Annotated in this window: 19 protein-coding genes and 1 pseudogene; 15 read left to right on the forward strand and 5 right to left on the reverse strand. The window is 36.3% G+C overall.

The features are described 5' to 3' along the window. Positions 1-4 precede the first annotated feature (4 nt). Positions 5-868 (forward strand): metal ABC transporter permease, encoded by an 864-nt coding sequence (locus ACQKIM_RS13480; protein WP_427544691.1) that lies wholly within the window; start codon positions 5-7, stop codon positions 866-868. After that, complete coding sequence (locus ACQKIM_RS13485; RefSeq protein WP_427544693.1) at positions 865-1,290, forward strand: Fur family transcriptional regulator; 426 nt, start codon at positions 865-867, stop codon at positions 1,288-1,290. Before ACQKIM_RS13480 ends, ACQKIM_RS13485 begins: the two co-directional genes overlap by 4 nt. 354 nt (positions 1,291-1,644) lie before the next feature. Here ACQKIM_RS13485 and serC read toward each other — a convergent pair whose 3' ends face one another. After that, on the reverse strand, positions 1,645-2,733 hold the full coding sequence (gene serC / locus ACQKIM_RS13490; protein WP_427544695.1) for a 3-phosphoserine/phosphohydroxythreonine transaminase: 1,089 nt from the start codon (positions 2,731-2,733) through the stop codon (positions 1,645-1,647). 690 nt (positions 2,734-3,423) lie between these two features. On the opposite strand from serC, the gene ACQKIM_RS13495 reads away from it, so the two are divergent. The 4 genes from ACQKIM_RS13495 to ACQKIM_RS13510 all read left to right on the forward strand — a co-directional run bounded on the left by ACQKIM_RS13495 (position 3,424) and on the right by ACQKIM_RS13510 (position 6,902). Further along, positions 3,424-4,074 (forward strand): DUF2306 domain-containing protein, encoded by a 651-nt coding sequence (locus tag ACQKIM_RS13495; RefSeq protein WP_427544697.1) that lies wholly within the window; start codon positions 3,424-3,426, stop codon positions 4,072-4,074. 138 nt (positions 4,075-4,212) lie between these two features. Beyond that, complete coding sequence (locus tag ACQKIM_RS13500) at positions 4,213-4,749, forward strand: hydrolase (RefSeq protein WP_427544699.1); 537 nt, start codon at positions 4,213-4,215, stop codon at positions 4,747-4,749. Positions 4,750-5,145: 396 nt separating this feature from the next. Beyond that, positions 5,146-5,646 carry a sigma-70 family RNA polymerase sigma factor gene (locus ACQKIM_RS13505; RefSeq protein WP_427544701.1) on the forward strand — a complete coding sequence of 167 codons (501 nt, stop codon included), beginning with the start codon at positions 5,146-5,148 and terminating at the stop codon, positions 5,644-5,646. Further along, entirely contained in the window at positions 5,643-6,902 is a 1,260-nt protein-coding gene (locus ACQKIM_RS13510; RefSeq protein WP_427544703.1) for a DUF4179 domain-containing protein, read from the forward strand. The genes ACQKIM_RS13505 and ACQKIM_RS13510 overlap by 4 nt, the downstream gene beginning before the upstream one ends. 340 nt (positions 6,903-7,242) lie before the next feature. Here ACQKIM_RS13510 and ACQKIM_RS13515 read toward each other — a convergent pair whose 3' ends face one another. Further along, entirely contained in the window at positions 7,243-7,767 is a 525-nt protein-coding gene (locus ACQKIM_RS13515; protein WP_427544705.1) for a PCYCGC motif-containing (lipo)protein, read from the reverse strand. Positions 7,768-7,843: 76 nt separating this feature from the next. Beyond that, the gene (locus ACQKIM_RS13520; RefSeq protein ID WP_427544707.1) at positions 7,844-10,150 is read right to left on the reverse strand and encodes a YhgE/Pip family protein; all 2,307 of its coding nucleotides are present in this window, start codon (positions 10,148-10,150) and stop codon (positions 7,844-7,846) included. A gap of 184 nt (positions 10,151-10,334) precedes the next feature. Here ACQKIM_RS13520 and ACQKIM_RS13525 point away from each other — a divergent pair, with 184 nt between their 5' ends. The 8 genes and pseudogenes from ACQKIM_RS13525 to ACQKIM_RS13560 all read left to right on the forward strand — a co-directional run bounded on the left by ACQKIM_RS13525 (position 10,335) and on the right by ACQKIM_RS13560 (position 17,823). Further along, the gene (locus tag ACQKIM_RS13525) at positions 10,335-10,814 is read left to right on the forward strand and encodes a thioredoxin family protein (RefSeq protein WP_427544709.1); all 480 of its coding nucleotides are present in this window, start codon (positions 10,335-10,337) and stop codon (positions 10,812-10,814) included. Positions 10,815-10,919: 105 nt separating this feature from the next. Next, positions 10,920-11,621, forward strand: a complete 702-nt coding sequence (locus tag ACQKIM_RS13530) for an O-linked GlcNAc transferase (RefSeq protein WP_427544711.1) — start codon at positions 10,920-10,922, stop codon at positions 11,619-11,621. Positions 11,622-11,844: 223 nt separating this feature from the next. Beyond that, entirely contained in the window at positions 11,845-14,022 is a 2,178-nt protein-coding gene (locus ACQKIM_RS13535; protein ID WP_427544713.1) for a bifunctional diguanylate cyclase/phosphodiesterase, read from the forward strand. A gap of 370 nt (positions 14,023-14,392) precedes the next feature. Beyond that, positions 14,393-15,592, forward strand: a complete 1,200-nt coding sequence (locus tag ACQKIM_RS13540; RefSeq protein ID WP_427544715.1) for an NAD(P)-dependent malic enzyme — start codon at positions 14,393-14,395, stop codon at positions 15,590-15,592. Between the two features lie 84 nt (positions 15,593-15,676). After that, positions 15,677-16,234: a hypothetical protein gene (locus tag ACQKIM_RS13545; protein WP_427544717.1), complete on the forward strand. Its 558-nt coding sequence runs from the start codon at positions 15,677-15,679 to the stop codon at positions 16,232-16,234. 333 nt (positions 16,235-16,567) lie between these two features. Next, a pseudogene (locus ACQKIM_RS13550) lies at positions 16,568-16,666 on the forward strand (hypothetical protein); the annotation flags it as partial. Positions 16,667-16,678: 12 nt separating this feature from the next. Then, on the forward strand, positions 16,679-17,110 hold the full coding sequence (locus tag ACQKIM_RS13555) for a hypothetical protein (protein ID WP_427544719.1): 432 nt from the start codon (positions 16,679-16,681) through the stop codon (positions 17,108-17,110). 59 nt (positions 17,111-17,169) lie between these two features. Further along, positions 17,170-17,823 (forward strand): alpha/beta hydrolase, encoded by a 654-nt coding sequence (locus ACQKIM_RS13560; protein WP_427544721.1) that lies wholly within the window; start codon positions 17,170-17,172, stop codon positions 17,821-17,823. 49 nt (positions 17,824-17,872) lie between these two features. On the opposite strand, the gene proC is transcribed toward ACQKIM_RS13560, so the two are convergent. Further along, entirely contained in the window at positions 17,873-18,673 is an 801-nt protein-coding gene (proC, locus tag ACQKIM_RS13565) for a pyrroline-5-carboxylate reductase (RefSeq protein ID WP_427544723.1), read from the reverse strand. A 329-nt stretch (positions 18,674-19,002) separates the two neighbouring features. On the opposite strand from proC, the gene cyoE reads away from it, so the two are divergent. Continuing rightward, a complete protein-coding gene (cyoE, locus tag ACQKIM_RS13570; protein WP_427544725.1) occupies positions 19,003-19,926 on the forward strand; it encodes a heme o synthase in 924 nt (307 codons plus the stop codon). Positions 19,927-19,956: 30 nt separating this feature from the next. Here the strand turns inward: cyoE and ACQKIM_RS13575 are convergent, their stop codons facing one another. Beyond that, positions 19,957-20,691: a metallophosphoesterase gene (locus ACQKIM_RS13575; RefSeq protein WP_427544727.1), complete on the reverse strand. Its 735-nt coding sequence runs from the start codon at positions 20,689-20,691 to the stop codon at positions 19,957-19,959. Positions 20,692-20,775 lie beyond the last annotated feature (84 nt).

The following is a 20,775-nucleotide window of genomic DNA, read 5'->3' on the forward strand; positions in this document are numbered from 1 at the left end:
CACTATGATTGAAGCAATTTTACATTATGAATTTTTACAAAATGCCTTTTTCTCTGGGCTATTAATCGGCATATTGGCCCCGCTTTTAGGTGTCTTTATTGTTGTACGTCGATTGTCTCTGATTGCAGATGCCTTGTCACATGTAACACTCGCTGGTATAGCAGGAAGCTTATACATCAGTCAGTCTGTGACAGCCTTAGCGATGCTTAATCCTATTTATTTAGGGATACTCGCCTCTGTGAGCGGCTCCATATTAATAGAACGACTAAGACGGCTGTATAAGCACTATGAAGAGCTTGCCATTCCCATTATTATGTCTGGTGGTATTGGTATTAGTGCTATCTTTATTTCACTAGCTAGTGGCTTTAGTACAGATTTAATGAGCTATTTATTTGGATCTGTATCGGCTGTTTCACGGCAGGATTTATGGGTAGTTGTGGGTATTGCTGCCGTTGTTATCATTTTTTTATTTTTATTTTTTAAAGAGCTTTTTGTCCTATCTTTTGATGAGGAATATGCCAAAGCGAGTGGTCTACCTGCACGTTGGATTCACCTACTATTTATGATTGTGACAGCACTAGTCATTGCCGCAAGTATGCGCATCGTTGGAATCTTACTTGTGTCATCTCTTATGACGCTTCCTGTCGCTGCTGCTATGCGACTAGCTAAGGGCTTTAAACAAACAATTATTTATGCCATAGTGTTTGGCGAAGCGGCTGTGCTAATAGGGCTAGTGAGTGCTTTTTATTTGGATTTAGCGCCAGGTGGTACGATTGTGGTCACTTCCATCCTCATTTTGTTACTTGTTATACTAGGGAAGAAAATAGCATTTAAAATGGCTGCAAAACAGGGGGAGGTAGCGTCATGAATATTACAAGAGCGTGGGAAATCTTAAAAGAGAACGGCTATAAAAAAACAGATAAGCGGGAGTTAATATTAGATATGTTTGCAGCAACTGATAAATATCTTACTGCTCGTGACTTATTGGATGTTTTGAAAAAAGATTTTCCAGGTATGAGTTTTGATACCATTTATCGCAACCTAGCTACATTTGTGAAACTTGACATACTGGAGGAAACTGAATTATCTGGAGAGCGTAATTTCCGTATGCATTGCGAGTCAGAGCATCATCACCATCATTTTATCTGTATGGATTGTGGTAATGTCAAAGAGTTAAACTTATGTCCAATGGAAATGCTTGGAGAAAAGCTGCCAGACTATGAAATTGAAAATCATAAGTTTGAGATTTATGGTAAATGTCCAGATTGTAAGCACGAAAATCTGTCATAATCTTTCAATCCTACAAAAAGCAGCATTCGAAAAAGGGTAGTGCCAAAAATTGGAACTACTCCTGATTAAATTAAGAAATTTTACGAATTTCATCAATTTTATTGCAATCTATAATAAGAGGTTGTAGCTGCAGCTTGAAGGAAAGTAGCACAGCAATTTTTTGTCAAAGGAAATAAATATTACACCTAAGAAGCTGTTGCCGCTAGATAAAAAGATTTAAGAAAATCATCTTTATAGGGATTAACGGAGAGACAAAAAGACGAAAGAATAAGCAAATTATTCCTTCGTCTTTTTATATAGATTGAATAATATAAGTGAAGTGTCAGAATCAATACTTCTTCAGAAGTAATTGGACTACTGATGCTTTTGTTGGAAAGCTACCATGAAGTCACGTAATGCTTCACAAGCCTCTAATGGTACAGCATTGTAAGTTGAGGCACGACAACCACCTACAGAGCGGTGTCCATTTAGTCCGATAAATCCTGCTGCTTTTGCCTCAGTCAGGAACTGCTTTTCAAGCTCCTCATCTGCGACACGGAAAGTAATGTTCATTAAAGAACGGCTTTCTGGTGTAGCATGTCCTTTGTAGAAGCCATTGCTATTGTCAATCGCATCATAAATAACCTTTGCCTTTAATTCATTGTGCTTCGCGATTTCAGCAACTCCGCCCTTTGCTTCCACCCATTTTAATACTTCACCCAACATATAAATACCGAAAGTTGGCGGTGTATTATATAAAGAGTTGTTATCAGCATGTGTTGTATATTTCAACATCGTTGGAATATTTTTATTCTCTTTTTCTAGTAGATCTTTACGAATAATGACAACTGTTACTCCAGATGGACCAAGATTTTTTTGAGCTCCTGCATAAATAAGTCCAAATTTGCTTACATCGATTGGTTTTGAAAGAATATCACTTGACATATCTGCCACTAATGGGACATTACCTGTTTCAGGGAATTCCTTCCACTGTGTACCATGAATAGTATTGTTTGAAGTAATATGCACATAAGCATCCTCTTCGTTAAAGTGAATATCTGCTAACGCTGGGATATTACGATATTGATTTTCTTTTGTACTTGCCGCTTCTACAGGTGTACCAAATAATTTGGCTTCCTTGAAGGCTTTTTCAGCCCATGAGCCTGATAAAACATAGCTTGCCTTTTGATCTGCTGGAAGGAAGTTCATTGGTACCATTGTAAACTGAAGGCTGGCACCTCCTTGTAGAAACAGAATTTCATATTTTTCTGGGATAGCATAAAGCTTTTTTAATAAAGCAATTGCTTCATTATGTACTTCATCAAAAATAGCACTACGGTGACTCATCTCCATAATGGACATACCTGAATCACGGAAGTTTACTAATTGCTGTTGAGCTCTTTCTAGTACTTCTAGCGGTAGTGCAGATGGACCTGCGTTAAAATTGTATGCGCGTTGTGTCAAAGTGGTACACTCCTTGTTTTTTATAAAGTGAGTTTTGTTCATTCAATGGGAGTCAGTTCTCCTAGTGAATGTTAGATAAATCCTTCAGGCTTTTACGGAACGGTCATATACACACATTCTAAAATAATGGGTGATTAACTAACCGTGAAAGCAAGATAAAAGAACTTTACTGGATTATAACTCAATTTTCAATAGAAAAAATAAAATTCTCAATATTTAAGCAAAATAGTGACAGTCTCGCTACAAAATGTACACAATTAAGTAAATTAAAAATGTCTATTAAGCTATAAATACGAACAAACATATAAATGCATGGGCGTTTTTTGAGGTTATCTTCGTAATTTATTAATCATTTCAATTTTTTAATGTCAAACGTTCGTGTTTGTGTAACGAAAAAGGTTTGAGTACATAAGCTTCTGTCTACCTTTTTATCTTTTTCTTAAAACTAAAGGATTCATTTTCAGGGCCTATATAAAACCTCTTATATTCATTTTAGTACCACTTGTATAGCAAAGGGAGAATCCAATAAATTGAAATGTTACAGTATAAACAGAGTAAGGGAATGTGGCAAAAAATGAATGGGGATAAAAATAGTCTCCAATTCATATATTTTCACAGATGCATGGAGAAAAGCATAGTCAAAAAACTCTCATATATTATCAAAAAAACCAAATTACAGGAGATTTCGGTATGGATAAAAAAGCATGGCTAATTGTTAGTTGTTGTTTAGCGATTTTAATATCTGGTTATTCTATTGTGCAGTATTTTTTCATGGACGCACATCAAGCAGGGTTTGTGAAACTAAAGCTTATGTTGAATTCTACATTAAACTCTCTGTGGTACATAATGCTATATATACATATTATATTTGGTGTTTTAGCATTAGTAATCGGTCCCTTTACACTATTCACAAAATTTAGAGAAAAGAATATTAAACTTCATCGTACGATGGGAAGAATTTATATGATTGGTATTTTATTTGGTGGTATTTCAGGGATTTATTTGGCATTTCATGCAACCGGAGGCGTACTGTCTCAGTTGGGCTTTGGCCTTTTATCTATATTTTGGCTGATTACAGCTTCACAGGCACTTGCTAACATTAGACATAAAAAAATTGATACACATGAAAAGTGGATGATTAGAAATTATTCCTTAACCTTTGCAGCTGTCACATTAAGAATCTGGCTAGCTTTATTTACGGGATTATTCGGGTTTCAACAATTTGAAATTAGTTATACTATTATTGCTTGGCTCTGTTGGGTGCCTAATTTAATCGTTGCAGAATGGCTTATTAAACGGAAACATAAAAAGAAGGACTCGAAGTTACTAGTTGGGACATAAAATTTTTGTAGAGATGAATACATTATTTGGGCTACAAAACATGATGACTTATTCAGCTCCAATAACAAGGCTGAATGCAGATAAACAACACAACTTTCGGTATAATGAATGTTGACTATGATTTAAAGGGGTGTTCAAATGTTTACAGCAGAAGAAGCATGTTTAGTGGTTGTCGATGTACAAGGGAAGTTAGCAACGATCGTGGATGAAAGCGAAGTTACAATTCAAAATATTTCTAAACTAGCTCAAGCTATGCAAGTACTGGGAGTACCCGTTTTATGGCTCGAACAGAATCCAAGCCGTTTAGGTGGCACCGCATTAGAAATTGCCCAACATATTCAGGGGCAGCCAATAGCTAAAATGGCATTTAGTGCTTGCCAAGAGGAAGAATTTATGACTGCATTAAAAGCCACTGGTCGTTCACAATTTGTTGTGACTGGAATTGAAACGCATATCTGTGTCTATCAAACAGCGCGACAGCTGAAAGAGCAAGGCTTTGAGGTTGAAGTTGCCGTAGATGCGGTATCCTCTCGTACAAAGGAAAATAAAGAGCTAGGGATAGAGAAAATGAAGGCACTCGGCATTTTACCAACGAGTACGGAAATGATTTTATATGAACTCCTGCAAAGAGCAGATCATGAGCATTTTAAAACAATACTGCAGCTTGTAAAGTAAACGATAGAAAAAATACGGGTTTTTCATGGATGTTTGAAAAGGTCTAAAGGACTTGTTCAAACATCCTTTTTTTCTGTGAACCAAGCCCCTTTTTGTTAAAGATATAGTCTGAAAATATTTAATAAATGTATAGTTATGTAAATCTTTCTATCCGTTATTCAACTCCCATGAGAGAACTTAATATCTGTCATTTTCTGAGGTGAAGTGCTGAAAATGTGCTTCATGGGTGGCTAATGGAGCAGGTTATTTGAAGAAGGAATTAATAACTTATGTCTTTAAAGGAACCTCTATGACGCAAAGATTAAAGGCAAATCCATAGTCGGTTTCAAAATAATTTGAAAGTTTTTGAACGAAATGAAGAATCGCTCCGTCTAATGGAGGAAGGAGGCGAAAAGGATGGAATTTGAAATCGTGCAGCGTGCTATTCGAGGGGATCATCAAGCGATACTTTCACTTATTGAAATGGATGAAGATATTTTATATCGCATGGCTTTTACATATCTGAAAAATGAGCAAGACGCTTTAGACGTGATGCAGGACCTAGTTTACAAGGCACTGAAAAAAATGCATACCGTTCAACAGCACGAATATGCCAGAACATGGCTCGTGCGCGTTTTAATCAATTGTTGTAAAGACCATTTACGAAAACGCCAGTCAACCATTTCAATTAAAGAACATCACCTAGTTGAAAAGGTCATCTACTCTGATATGGAGCGGTTATTGGAACATTTATCCTTGTCGGAGCAGCAACTCGTCTATATGAAATATTTTCAGCAACTAAAAAACAAAGAAATTGCCGAGCTAAATCAAATTCCGGAGGGTACTGTAAAGTCTAAGCTTCATCACATACTAAAGAAGCTTAGAAACTTCGCTGGAGAAAAGGAGGACTGGCTATGAGTAAACTACCGATTGACGTTCCAAAGGAGAAACTTCAACAAGTTCGGATGGATATGTTTCGTAAAGTTCAACGAGAAAAAAGAGTAAAGAAGCGCATTGTTCCGGTTGCAATAGCCTTTTTGTTTTGCTTAGGCGTTTTATTTTCAATTCGTATTTCTCCTACGATTGCTAACCAGGCTGCAAAAATACCTGGCTTTCAACAAATTGTATTAGCGGTTGTAAGAGATAAAGGGATAAAAGATATTGTGGACAATGACTACTATGAAGAAATCAACGCGACGCAGACTAAAAATGGTCTATCGCTTACATTGCAAGGCGTGATTGCAGATAATTCGGGATTAGTACTTTACTATGACGCCGATGCCTCATTTGATATGTCGGAATTACACTTGGAGGAAGTTCAATTGTTCCAAGGAGACAAAAAAATTAAAGACGGAAGTTCATTTACAAGTCATCAATCGCATCAAACACGCATCTCTTCTTCAGTAGAATTTAATTTTTCAGAGCCTTTCGCTTATAGTTCAAAGGATTTTAAGGTGGTTTTTCGTTTTTATGAAAAAGATAAGGGGAACATTGAAATTACGATACCGTTTTCACTACAAAAAGAAATCGCAAAGGAAAAAATTATTACTGCGAATCGTATTGTAGACGTCGGTGGTCAGAAATTTACGATTACACAAATTCGCCGTTCTCCACTAAGAACGGCAATCGATATTGAATTAGATGAAGCGAATACGATGCAAATTTTAGCGTTTGATGATATTGCGGTCGAGACGGAAAATGGGGAGCGAAGAGAAGGCATTAAATATGGCTTGTCATTAGGTGGTGATAATCGCGATAGCAAATTCATGTTTAAGTTACAAAGTAATTATTTCCATGATTCAGATTCACTCAAAATATTAATTGGAGCTGTTAATGCTGTTCCAAAGGGCGAGGATTTTATCGAAGTTGATTTTGGCACAAAAGAAGTACTCAAGAAGCCCGATTATTTGGATTGGGATATTTCTCTAACGGAGCAAGGTGTATCAGTTGCTGCAAAGAAATGGGATGATAGAATGCGACATTCGTTTCTAAATATTGCTGAAAAAGCAGATGGCACGCCGTTAAAATTTACAGGTGGCTCGTACTCAGATGATGACCAGCACCTATTTGCGACAGAGAGCTTTGAAAATTATAATGGCAAAGCAAAAATATATATAAACTATTACTTCAATCCTATTGGAAAAAATATTGAACTGAATATTCCGTTGAAATAAAGTAAAGATGTTCAAAAAGGCTCTCCTTTTTGAACATCTTTTTAACTTTTTCATACTTGTGGTAATATTCCATTATTGAATCCGGTTAAGCCTACCGAATAATATGCTACTAGTTTATCCTCCTTCAGCAAATGTTTTTTGTATCGAAAGCATAGCAATTACGCCAAGGCGAAATTGATTTTAACTTTTGTCCTATGTAATATGATAAAAAATGTACACCACTAAAATTTTAGTAATGTACATTTCCATAATATGCGTAACATTATAAACAAGTTGTGATGAAATTAAACATCATGTATAATTGCGGTCTTTAATGTTACAGATTGTGCGACTTTGCTTTTTATGCAGGCATTTCAGTCGGTGTTGGTTTAGCATAGCCTTCTTTATATGTGTCATCTATTGCTTGACGAATTTCCTTAAGACTCATGCCATCCTTATGCATTTTGGCAGATTGTACAGCAATTTCAAGACATACCAAACAGCGAGTACCGTGATCATCCCAGACGATAGCTCCATCCTTACGCTTCTCCTGGATAAAACAGTTTAAATTACTTTTATGCCCTACAGATTCGCCACATCCACAATAGCATGGGATCCACTCCAAAATTTCTGTGGCTTGCCCAGCAACTTGATATACTAAGCGAATATTTTCAGGCTGACTGTCTAAAAAGGAAGGAAGTACGTCAGCAGAGGCTGTTTCTTCCTGAATATCACCAGAGTCATGGGCATGTCCCTCATGCGAAGCTTCATTTTGCTCATAGTTCTGATTCGGATCCTGATTTGATTCCACAGCCTTTTTTTCATCATTACAAGCACTTAACACTAATAATGACATAGCAAAAAGAAAAATTAGTTTTTTCAACATAACGCCTCCTAGATGTTTACACTACTGCCATTATAGCATCGGTAGTTGAAACATTTGTAGGAAGAGTAGGGAAGATTTAATGAAATATATCTAAATCACGTGTTTTGTTCATGAAAAGTTCCATTTTCTCACTCAATAATTTTTTTAAGAAGAAGCCAAATAAAATAAAGACTAACCAGAAGCAAGATAAAAAGGCTAAATCTACCCAGACTTTTGTCCAAATTATACCTCCAACTGCCTCACGCATCATTTCTATTGCGTAGGTAAAGGGCAGAAATGGGTTGATTATTTGGAAAAATTTTGGTAATAATTCGACTGGATATGTGCCTCCAGAGCCGGCTATTTGTAATACCAGCATGACAATTGCTAATGCTTTTCCTACATTTCCGAATACGGATACGAGTGTATAGACAACTGTCACAAACACTAAGCTAATAAAAAGACCAAAGGGTATAAAGTAATATGGAGAACTAATGGATCCATCTAAAAGAACAATATCGCCAATTGTAATAATCAGTGTTTGGATTAAAGAAAACGTAGCAAAAGTTAATAGTCGCCCAAAATAGATAGCACGAATACTATATTGTGAATGATTGTGAACATCTACGGCTAATAGTGAAATTAACAATAAACAGCCCACCCATATAGACAATACTGTATAAAATGGAGTCATAGCAGTTCCGTAATTTGCGATAGGAAACATTCTATGCTCCTCAAGCTTAATAGGCTCCTCAAAGAATTCACGTTCAGCATTGACGTCATTTTTTAGCAATTGAACAATTTCGGCAATGTCTGCTTCATTTTCCAATGTTCGAAGCTTCTCTGCAAGGTCTCTAATTTTGGTACTGAGAGCAGGAAAATCGGCTTGTACTTTAGAAATGGTATTATTGGCTGTTTCTAACGTTTTTCTAGCATTTTTTAAGCGATTTGTTGCTTCTGGCATAGAGTTTTTTACATTCGTCAACATGGCGGATGCATTTGTTAACGTATTTTTAGCAGATGATAAGGTTGTATGAATTTGTGGTTCCAGATTATCATTATAATGCGTAACGAATTGCTGAAGGTTGTTAGCAGCAGTTTGTGCAATGGCTTGAAGATCAGCTAGATCCTTTTTAATTGTTTCTTCATCCAAGACATTAAGCTTCTGTACGTTTGTGTGAACATCTAAGAGTAGCGTGTTGAGTTGTTGTAATGATGTTAATGTGCTTAATGAATAGTCAGTTAAACCTGGATTTTCCTGTAAATTTCCTCGTATAGCTTCAAGTTTTGTGATGAGATCCTTATTGACACCTCCAGTATTGTTTTGCTGAAGATCCGTAATAATTGATTCAAGTGAGCTTTCAAGTTGCTTGCGTGAAGAGGCATTAGCTTGTGTTAAATCTTGGAGGGCTTCAAGTGTCTGGATGCTATTATTAACTTTTTTACGTGATTCCTCTAGCTGTTTTTGTACCGTTTCCTTTGTTTGTGCAATTTTCGATGTACCTACAGTTGCATTTTGCAGCTTCTCTAATAGCTTTGAAAAATGTTGGGCAATTTGTTGAACAGTTTCTAAATCTTTTTTAATGGCTGGAGATAGCTGATTAAATAGTGTCTCAGCTTCATTCATTAATGTTAAACCATGCTGTATAGTAGTAAGACCATCATTAGTTAATGCCTCAACCTTTGGGACCTGTTTAATGGTGTCATCTAACAATGATTCGGCTTCCTTACCACCTTTTGCGGTTTGTGCTAAAAATGATTCAATATCAGGTAGATGATGCTCAATGGTAAATATATAATGTTCAAATTTTCTAAAGTCAGGTATTTCCCTTTCCATTTCAATGCCTATCGTATTAAACATAGAAAAAAGTGTTCCATTAACAGTTGAAACAAATTCGTTAGAAACCTGTTGCGTCAGCACACTAGCCCCTTTACTAGTAATTTTAGGTGCAATGGGGTTGATTTTTTCATTCACATAATAATCAATATGTGCTTTTGTTGGCTGATTGGATAGGATAGAGGTGAGTTTTTGAGAAAAATCACTAGGGACAATGATCACCGCAAAATAATCACCATTTTGTAATTGATGAATGGCTTGTTCATGAGATAAAAATGTCCAAGAAAAATTTTTATTTGTTTTTAAATTGTGGACTACCTCGTTCCCGACATTGATCTCGTCTCCTCTAACGGTAGTTCCAGTGTCTTCATTGACTACAGCAATTTTCATATTGGCTGTGTGAGCGTACGGGTCCATAGAGGCATAGATATTAAGCCATGCATATAGAGAGGGTAAAAAGATGAGCCCGCCAATAATGACAGCAACTACCCAGTTTGTTAAAATATTATGGATATCTCTTTTATAAATTTGAAAGCTATGTTGGATAGTGTGCTTCAAAGTAACCACTCCACATTCATTTTTGGCTAAAGCTTTATTATGTATGTTCCCAAATTTGGACGAAATTATGTTTGAATTGTGGAAAAACTTATTTTTAAAGGCAAATTAGTTTACTAGGATTTCAAAACACTTTATAATCAAATCGCGAATACACTAAAAATAGGGTATTTTTAGTGTCTAAAAGGAGGAACACATGAAAAAATTACTGATTATTGGCTCCATTATTGTTGTACTATTTGCAGCAATTATTGTGCTAACAAATGTGTCGAACAAAAGTAAGCTAGCAAACGCAAAGGATTTGTATGGCGACAAAGATTTAAAACAAGAAACAATCGATCAATTAGATGATAAAAACTATCAAAATATTATGCTGCCTGATGAATTAGAGAAAAAAATAAAAGCTGGAGAAGATGTAAACGCTTATTTCTTCAGTCCAACATGTGTGCATTGTCAAGCGTTCACACCAGTATTAATGCCAATTGCTGATGAGCTTGGTATTGATATTGCTCAACTAAATGTTTATGAGTATGACGATCTATGGAGTAAATACAATATCGAATATACACCAACATTTATTCGCTTTGAGGGTGGTAAAGAGGTTAACCGCTTTGTAGGTGCATTACCTGAGGAAGATTTACGAGCATTCTTAAATACAGAGGTATTAAAAAAATAGAGTTAAGTGAGACTGTTTCAAAAGTTAAATTTTGAGCAGTCTTTTTTTAATTGTAGTTAGTGTATACTAAATATACTGAAAAGTTGTGCATTGGAGGAATATGGAATGACGATGGATGATTATTTTTATAATGGAGAGTTAATGAAATGTTATGAAGCAGCTAAGCAAGTGACAGATGAAGCGGAAAAGGCATTAGCTGATAAATATATAAAATTATTGGAAGAGTATGATTTTGCTAGCTACCCTAAGCCTATGCTGGCAGTTGAAAATCAGCAGGAGGAGCGTGCAGATGAAAGCTATCCTGAATCGGATGCTGTCGTAGAAATTCGTGCAATAAAGGATGAAACGGAATTTTCTAAGCGTGTTCAAGAGCTAGAGAATATAGCGAAAATAGGTACACCCTATGAAAAAGCACAATCGTTTTTTACGCAGGGTGAATTATTTTTATTTGCGCACCATTACAATGAGAGTGTGCATTGTTTTAAACAAGCCGTTAAGGAAAATCCAAATAAGGCTTTATACTGGGGGATTACTGGACAAACAATGCATCGCTTTGGCTGGATGCCCTTTGATGCACTTGGTTATTTAGAGCAAGCGATTCATTTAGATCCTAATAATGCCCGCTGGAAATGGAATAAAGCGCTTGTCCTGATTCAATTAGCGAAGGATATACAGCTGGCACCGTTTATGGCAAATGCTGCGATTACCTTAGAGGATGCCCTTGCTGCTTGTGGTGAGCAACAGCGATCATTGCAGGAAGCCATTCAAAATACAATCGATAATATGGATAGCTACGTATTCTCATAACAAGGGAAAGATGTCTCGATAATAGGGGCATCTTTTTTTAGTGTCTAGCATTTGAGGGGAAATAGTATTAGAGCTAATTTTTTTATGTCAATAATCTATGTTTTCTTAATGCTAAAATGGATAATCGAAACCTCTGTTTTTTTGTTATTTTATAGTATAATTATTCCAATATTTCTATATGAAATATCGGAAAATAAATCTTAAGCAAAGGAGGGAAGTAACAATGTGGAAGTTCAATGATGATTTTTCATTTGTAAAGAGAGGGAGTCAATTTCTTGTATTAACAGTAATTTTCTTAAGTGTTATTGCTTTAGGTGGTGACCAATTCTATGGCATCTTCGGTAAGAACAACTATGTCACAATTCATTTAATGATGGAAATCCTTATAATTGTGGTAACAATGGCGATTTCGATTCAGGCTTGGCTAGTTTCACCTTATATTTTATCGAATCGAGTTCTCTATGCTGGTGCTTTATTTTTAACCATTAGCTTAATAGAAATAGCCCATACTCTATCCTATAAAGGAATGCCTTTCTTCATTACAGAAAGTACACCCTATGCTGCCACATGGTTCTATATACTAGGGAGATTGCTATTATCGGTTGGTGGTCTTATTCTTCTTTTCACGAAAGACAAGGAAGCTAAAATAACCTTTCGTTGGCTGATTTTTACGGTGCCATTTTTAATAATCGTAGCTTGCTTTGCAATTATTTATGCCCCAACATCTATCTTGCCATCACTAATCATTGAAGGAGAAGGGCCTACAGCATTAAAAAATACTTTGCAATATTTAGCAATTATGTTACATATCATCATTATCATTGTTTTACTAAGTAAGTTTAAGCAAGCACCAAAAATAATTTTTCTTTCGGTGGGCAGTGCGATTTATTTAATCATGAGTGATTATCTTTTTACAATATATCGTGATGTTTATGACATTAAAAATTTTATCGGTCATATTTTCCAGCTTAGCTCCTTCTACCTTTTATTTAGAGCAATTTATTTTTCATCTATCGAAAGGCCTTTTCAACAGCTAATTGATACACAAGGTCATCTAGAAAAATCTCGTGAAAAAATGCATTATATGGCCTATCATAATGAAGTAACGAACCTGCCAAATGAGCGTTTTTTAATGGAGACATTAAAAAGAAATTTATACATAACTTCATCGCAAAAAGCAATTCTTGCCATTGGTATAGAAAGGATTTCAGCCATTAAAGCATCTTTAGGTAATACATATGCAGACCAGATGATTGATCTGATTGCACAACGGCTGAAAAACGTTATACCAGAGAAATTTGATCTTTGTATGTTGCGAGAGGATTATTTTGTAATTTTTATCGATGAAGTGGTTCATACCAATCAATTAACTCAGCTGAGTCAGCAGCTTCAATTGGTCATGGAGGAGTCATTTCAAGTACAACATTTTTCACTCAATAGTCAGCTCAATATAGGAATTTCTTTATTTCCCACAGATTCAAATAGGGAAGAAGAACTTCTTAGATTTGCACTCTATGCGATGCATGAAGCACATAAAATACCATCACGTATACGTTTTTATGAATCCACCATGTCTAGTGAAATGACAGAGCGGCTAGTATTAGAAAATGATTTACATGATGCATTAAACAATCAGGAGCTTTATTTGGAATATCAGCCTCAAATCAATTTACAGTTAGGTGAAATAAAGTCAGTGGAAGCTTTAATCAGATGGCAGCATCCAAAAAAGGGATGGATTTCACCAGGGGTTTTCATTCCGATTGCGGAGGAATCTGGCTTGATTATTCCTATTGGACAATGGGTGTTAGAAACAGCCTGTACACAAGTGAAACAATGGGAAGCAGCTGGTCTACCCCGAATGAAGGTGGCTGTCAATTTATCATTAGGTCAACTTTTTCAGCAAAATCTAGTGGAAATGATACAGCATGTGCTTGACAAGACACATTTAGAACCACAATATTTACAGCTGGAAATTACAGAAAGCATGACAATTAACAGCAATCATATAACGACAATTTTACAGCAATTAAAGGGACTTGGTGTGACTATTGCAGTAGATGATTTTGGCACAGGTTATTCATCCCTATCTTATCTGAAGGATTTACCGATTGATTGCTTAAAGATAGATCGATCTTTTGTTCAAAAAATACATGCAGATTCTACAGATAAGGCATTAGTAGACATGATTCTTTCGATGGCCAAGCATCTACAGTTAAAGGTAGTTGCAGAGGGAATAGAGGAGATAGATCAACTAAGCTATTTAGTGACTAGTAAATGTGATGCTGTACAGGGCTTTTTATTCAGTAAACCTATACCGCCCGAAATATTACAGGAATCCTACAAATCGCTTCACAATCATGTGAAGAGTATATTAGACTCAATTTTAATTCTAGAAAATTAATATAAATGGGGCTTTTCAGTAAGTCTAATAGTTTTCAAAAAACTTCGTACACGAATAATGAATGCTAAAAAAATACCTAGTTGTAAAGGATTTTTGAACTCCGCAGTAACACATATAGTGTAACTGTGGAGTTTCTTTGCCTTTGTCGGGTCATCTAAACCTATTTTTGGATAATATTCCTTTGTAAACGATTACATATATTTGTAATATTCATAAAATAATAACAATTTTGCACTCTCTTGAGAACATTGGTTTTATAGCGTTGACTTTACTTAAGTGAAGTAATATAATTTTCAAAGTTAAATTGTTTGAATAGTTTTGCAATAAAAATAAATTTGATAATTTTTTTAGTAGGATGGGAGTTTATTTAATGGATATTATGCAAAAAGCAGCAGAGATGCATAGAGAAGCACAAGGGAAAATGAAAATTGTTGCAAAAGTACCTGTACAAGATACATATGATTTAAGCTTAGCGTATTCACCAGGAGTTGCACAGCCTTGTATCGAAATCGAAAACAATCCTCAGGCTGTGTATGATTATACAATCAAAGGAAACTTAGTGGGCATTGTTACGGATGGTACAGCTGTACTTGGGCTTGGCGATATTGGACCTGAGGCTGCACTGCCAGTAATGGAGGGAAAGGCCATTCTTTTAAAACGCTTTGCGGATGTTGATGCATTTCCGATTTGCCTTGCAACAAAAGATGTAGATGAAATTGTGCGTACAGTCAAAGCTATTGCCCCGACTTTCGGGGGGATTAATTTAGAGGATATTTCAGCGCCTCGTTGTTTTGAGATTGAAGACCGTCTTCGTCAGGAATGCAATATTCCTGTATTTCACGATGACCAGCATGGCACGGCAATCGTAGTAGGGGCAGGACTATTAAATGCTGCGAAAATTGTTCATAAAAAACCAGAGGATATGAAAGTAGTCATTAATGGTGCTGGTGCGGCAGGGATTGCAATTTTACGTTTATTACTTCAAATGGACTATAAAAATGTCATTATGTGTGATACAAAGGGAATTATTTATGATGGTCGTCAAGAGGGAATGAATAAGATTAAGGAGCAAATTGCGAAGCTTTCTAATCCAGATAATCTTAAAGGAACATTAGAGGATGCTATTACTGGAAGTGATGTTTTTATCGGTGTTTCAGTTGCCAATCTTTTAACAAAAGCCCATATTGAATCTATGAATGCAGATCCAATTGTTTTTGCTTTGGCAAATCCAAATCCAGAAATTACTTATGATAATGCGCGTGCATGGGGCGTTCGTGTCATGGGGACAGGTCGTTCTGATTATCCTAACCAAGTGAACAATATGTTAGCATTCCCAGGGATTTTTCGTGGTGCACTAGATGTTCGAGCTACAGATATTAACGAAGCGATGAAATTAGCAGCTGTTGAGGCGATTGCATCATTAGTGTCAGAAGAAGCATTATGTGAAGAGTTTATCATCCCAAAATCTATGGATGAGCGAGTTGCAGGTGTTGTAGCTAAAGCAGTTGGAAGTGCTGCCATTGAATCTGGCGTTTCAGTGCTATTCCAACAACCGACACTACAGGCATAATGGCTGCCCGTTTCTTTATATTCTACAATCATGGTATGATAGGAACGAAATGATTTGATTTGTAGATATAAAGGACGGGTTTTTATGGCACAAGAAGCGGCAAATAAATTTATTGAAAAGGTGTGTAATCATTTAGTTCGCAATATGAATATTTCAAAGGTAGAGCAGCACTTTAAAGAGACAATTGTGATACAGCGTGAATCGGCACAGTCCCAATTCGATTTTTGGGATAGATTGATGGTGAATATGCTGTATTTTACTGAAAATGAGCAAGTTTGGGAAAACGAATTCCTGAAAATGCTTGTAAACAAAGAGTGGCTAAAGCCAGCGGTGCTTGAGGAAGAATTATTGATGCATCAGCTTCGTATCCGTCAACAAGTTGCTGAGCGAATCGATGAAGCGAAAGAATTGTTTCACAAGCAGTATGAATCAGATGGCTTAGTAGAGGAGGATATCATTTACGATTTTGCTTATAGTTCTGCTGGACATTCAATGCGTATGGATTTAATAACGGTATTGGTGACAACCGCAGAGCAATCAAAATTACTATTTGACGCTGATCCACAAGAAACCATTCGTATTGTTAATGGTTATATTGCGTACCATACAGATCAATTAATAAATCGAACAAAATTGATATAAGTTTTTCTAAGAGGCTACCTAATTCGTTAGGTAGTTTTTATAATGTCTGAGTAGCATATTGACAAAATAATGGATAACAGTGTACTTTTGAATTAATATAAATGATAATGATTTTCATTATCGGTAAAATAGGAGGTTGCTTTGTGGTGAAGAAACGTCAAACAAGGGCAACAAAAATAGTGTTAGCAGCTTTATTAGCAGTTGATATGATAGTTCCTGGCTAAAGTGCAGTAGCATACGCAGAACAAGGAACTACTACTGTATTATTATCCTGTACAATTTCGTTTTGATGTCAAAGGAGCACCAACAGTTGTTGTTAATACATATACAGATATTGAGGCAGATGGCAATAAGGACGCCATTCTAACGCTTTATGCAAAAGGCATAATTACTAAGGCAGAGCACTTTCATCCACAAAATAATGTGATGAGAGGGCAGCTTGCATTGATGCTTGCACGTGCACTTCAGTTATCAGGTGCTCCAGATGTAGGATTTAAAGATGTTGCCACATTAAGCGACACAGAACAAATTCAAGCAATTAATGCATTAGCAGCAGCTGGCATTGTGATGACAGGAGAGAATTTTAAACAAAATGACATTGTAACATGTCAACAAGGAGCGTTAATGGTGTATCGTGCCATAGGCTATGCCGCACAAAAAGAGCTTAATTTTGGTTCAACACTTGTCTATGCAGATGAAGCAAGTATTTCAAATGTCGAAGCAAGAAAGGCTTTTGCACTGTTATACGCAGGAGGCATGATGACTGGAAGGAAGAATACGACAGGGGCACTAGTGATAGAGCCAAATGCACAATTAAAACGTACACAAATGGCAAAAATTTTAAACGGTGCACTGAAATATATGAGCACTAAATAAGTGATGCAGGAATTGAATATGGTAAGATAATAATGATTCCATTTGAAAGGATTTTGTTCATGAATACACCATTTACCTTTAAGCATACACAACCTACTACTATGGACCCTCAAAAAAAATATCCAGCGATTTTTTTATTGCATGGAATGGGTAGTCATGAAGATGATTTACCACAATTAGTGCAAGATTTTAAAGAACAATGCCATGTTTTTAGTTTACGTGGACCTATTACACAAAAGCCTGGCTATGCTTTTTTCACTATCCAGGAGGTTGGTAAACCAGACCGTGAAATCTTTGATAAAGTGTTAGTGGCATTACAACGGTTTGTGTTAGAGGCTATTGACGAATATCAAATTGATCCACATAAAGTATTCGTGCTGGGCTTTAGTCAAGGGGCAGTTTTGGCACAATCACTTGCTTTTGTAATGGGCAATTTAATTACTGGTATAGTAGCGTTAAGCGGCTATACACCAAAATTTGTCACAGATGAATATGCAATTCGTCCAATCAATCATCTACGGGCATTTATTTCTCATGGTGACTATGATTATGTTATTCCGTCACAATGGGGTGCTGAAAGTAAAGAAACTTTTGAGCAATTTGGAGCAACGGTCACATTTAAACAATACGCAGATGGACATGGCGTTACACCAGAAAACTTACGCGACCTTACTGCATTTTTAGCACAGGAATTACAAGAAAATTATCAATAATGAAAAGTCGAGACATGATTCGTCTCGGCTTTTCATATTGTTTAGCATTTTATTTGGATAAGCTTCGATCTTTATCAGTCACAGCAGCTACTGCATCATGAATCGTTGTTTCAAAATGATTGCTTTGTAAGGAGGATACACCTTGAATGGTAGTTCCACCTGGTGAACATACCTGATCGACAAGTGCCCATGGATGCTCCTGTGATTGTAAAATCATTTTAGCACTGCCGAGCACTGCATTTGCTGCTATATCAAGCGCCATATTCTTTGGCATTCCTTCGCGTACAGCTGCACGTGCTAAAGCGTCAATATACATATAAGTAAATGCTGGTGAAGCCCCGCCTATTGTTGTAAAAATAGAAAATAAATGCTCAGGCACTTCAATAATTGTGCCAACTGTTTCAAACAAGGAAATAACGAGTTGAAGCTGTGTAGTTGATACTTGTTCACTTGCTGTATAGCAGCTTGTGGATGCACCGATAAGGGCATTGATATTTGGCATTACACGAATAATAGGGGTACTTTCAGATAAATAATCTTGTAGATATGTAATATTTTTACCTGCAGCAATGGAAACAATGACTTGATTGTCCTGTAAATATTTTTTCACTTCTGGTAAAATGTCTGGTAGCATTTGGGGTTTAACACCAAGGATAATGACGTCACAATTTGACATAATGTCTGCGATAGAGCTTGTGGCTTGAATACCGTAAGATGTTGCTAATTTTGTTGTTTTAACTTTGGTCCGATTATAACCGTAGATCATGGTAGAATCGAAATCTCCGCTTTTGCACATTCCTTTTATAATAGCTGTCGTCATATTACCAAGACCGATAAATCCATATTTCACGTGATAGACACTCCTTTATTTAGTTCAAACATACACATTAGTATAAAATAGATTGTTTTTCTTGAATAGCAATATGCAAAGAATCAAGGCAATAAGGTTCAAATTCACGGCAGTCGGTGGTATCATAGAAGATGTTGTGAATGGAACTGTATCTTTATTCTCATTTAGCAGAAAATAAGAAAATCAACAAATCATGTACTTTATGTGAACATAGAGACAGACTCTAGCTAAAAGAGGTAAAATAATAATTTGATATGTTTAATGCAAATTTTGTCGCTTTCTATCGAGGATAGCTTGTAGAAATTAAGAGAGAAAAGGAATTAAGATGAATGGAACAAAATCTAAAAACGGAGCATCAACAACAATCTCGCTCTTCTATTTTAGCGCAAACAGTTAAAACTGGAATTATTAAATCCAATTTAATTCCTATGTGGGCTGGTTTAACGCTAGGGATGTACAAAAATAAAATGACTTTTATCGAGAATATACCTGAGATTATTTTTGCCACGATAGGATCCACGCTTGTTATAGGAGCCGCTGGGGCATTTAATAATGTCTATGATCGGGACATCGATGCTATTATGCCTCGTACACAAAGCCGTCCTACAGTTACAGGAGAGATGTCTGCGAAATCTACTCTGACTTTAGCGTTTGCTATGCTTATTTTGGGTGTGGCTGTACTATTTCTGGCATCACCATTAGCTGCAGCATTTGGCTTCCTTGGAGTATTTTTGTATGTAGTACCGTATACAATGTGGACAAAGCGTCGTACAATCTATAATACAGAAATCGGAAGCGTAGGAGGAGCAATTCCACCTGTAATTGGCTGGGCTGCAGTCTCTTCCGACATTACACATCCAGCGATACTCGGTTTATTTTTTGTCATGGTTATATGGCAAATGCCTCATTTTTATGCGATTGCTATTCGTAAGCATGCTGACTATGAAGCAGCAAAAGTTCCAATGCTTCCCGTTGTAAAAGGAATGCGTCGAACGTATTATCAAACGAACTTTTATTTACTATTACTAATTTTATCAAGCTTCCTATTTGGCTCTTTAAGTATTGGAATTATGCTTGTTGCACTATTGCTAAGTATTGCATGGCTTGTTATGAGTATTTACGGCTATCATAGTAACAAGGATCAAATTAAATGGGCGACAAAAATGTTTGTGTTCTCACTATTCCATATGACTATTCTGTTTTCAACAGTGATTGTGTACTCATTAGTGGGTGTTATTTTTAAATTGTATTAATGTCATCCTATTACAACAAAAGCCAACAAGTTATTCGTCACTTGTTGGCTTTTTCTTATCCACTGATATGATTTGGCGACTGGGCCATTCCAACGCATGTAATTGCCCACCAAATACAGCCCCGCCATCAATGCCAATAATATGATTTTCACCAAAATAGGCATTGTAATTAGTTGGGTTTTGATGAAGTCTATACGTAGGTGTATGGCCAAAGACCACCGTTTTATCTCCCTGATAGCCGGTATGAAATTCTTCTCGTATCCATAACAATTGCATAGGGTCAGTTTCTGCCAAAGCTACTCCAGGAACAACGCCACCATGTACAAAGATAACATCTTCTAACTCAATATAAGTTTCAAGTGTTTCGATAAGCTGTAAATGTTCTTCAAGCTTCGGTAATGTCTGTATAAAAGTTGGTAAGTTGTTATTTCGAATGGCTTCTTCAAAATCCGCTAGCTGATAACCGTAGCTTGCAAGTGTAGCATCTCCGCCACATAGACCTACCCAATGATTCCAAGGTTTTAGATGACCTGAGCGACAGGCATTAAGCATAATCGCCTCATGGTTACCTAGTAGAACCCGTGCACCCATTGCTCGCAATTCGCTCACTAGGTTTAACACACCACTTGAGGAAGGTCCTCGATCAATATAATCACCTAGTAAAAATAGCTGATCATGCTCAGCATTATAATTTGCTGCCATTAATAGCTCCTCAAAAAGTTCTAATTCCCCGTGTATATCACTAATAGCTAGTATTCTATTCATACAGTTGCATCCTTTCCAGTTTAGTACAGTTACTATTTAGTATAGAGAATAGTTCTGCAAAATTCGACTTTTCTAGCTCTAGAC

Origin of the sequence: Lysinibacillus sp. NPDC047702 (assembly GCF_050272555.1) — a bacterium.
Classification (GTDB): domain Bacteria; phylum Bacillota; class Bacilli; order Bacillales_A; family Planococcaceae; genus Lysinibacillus.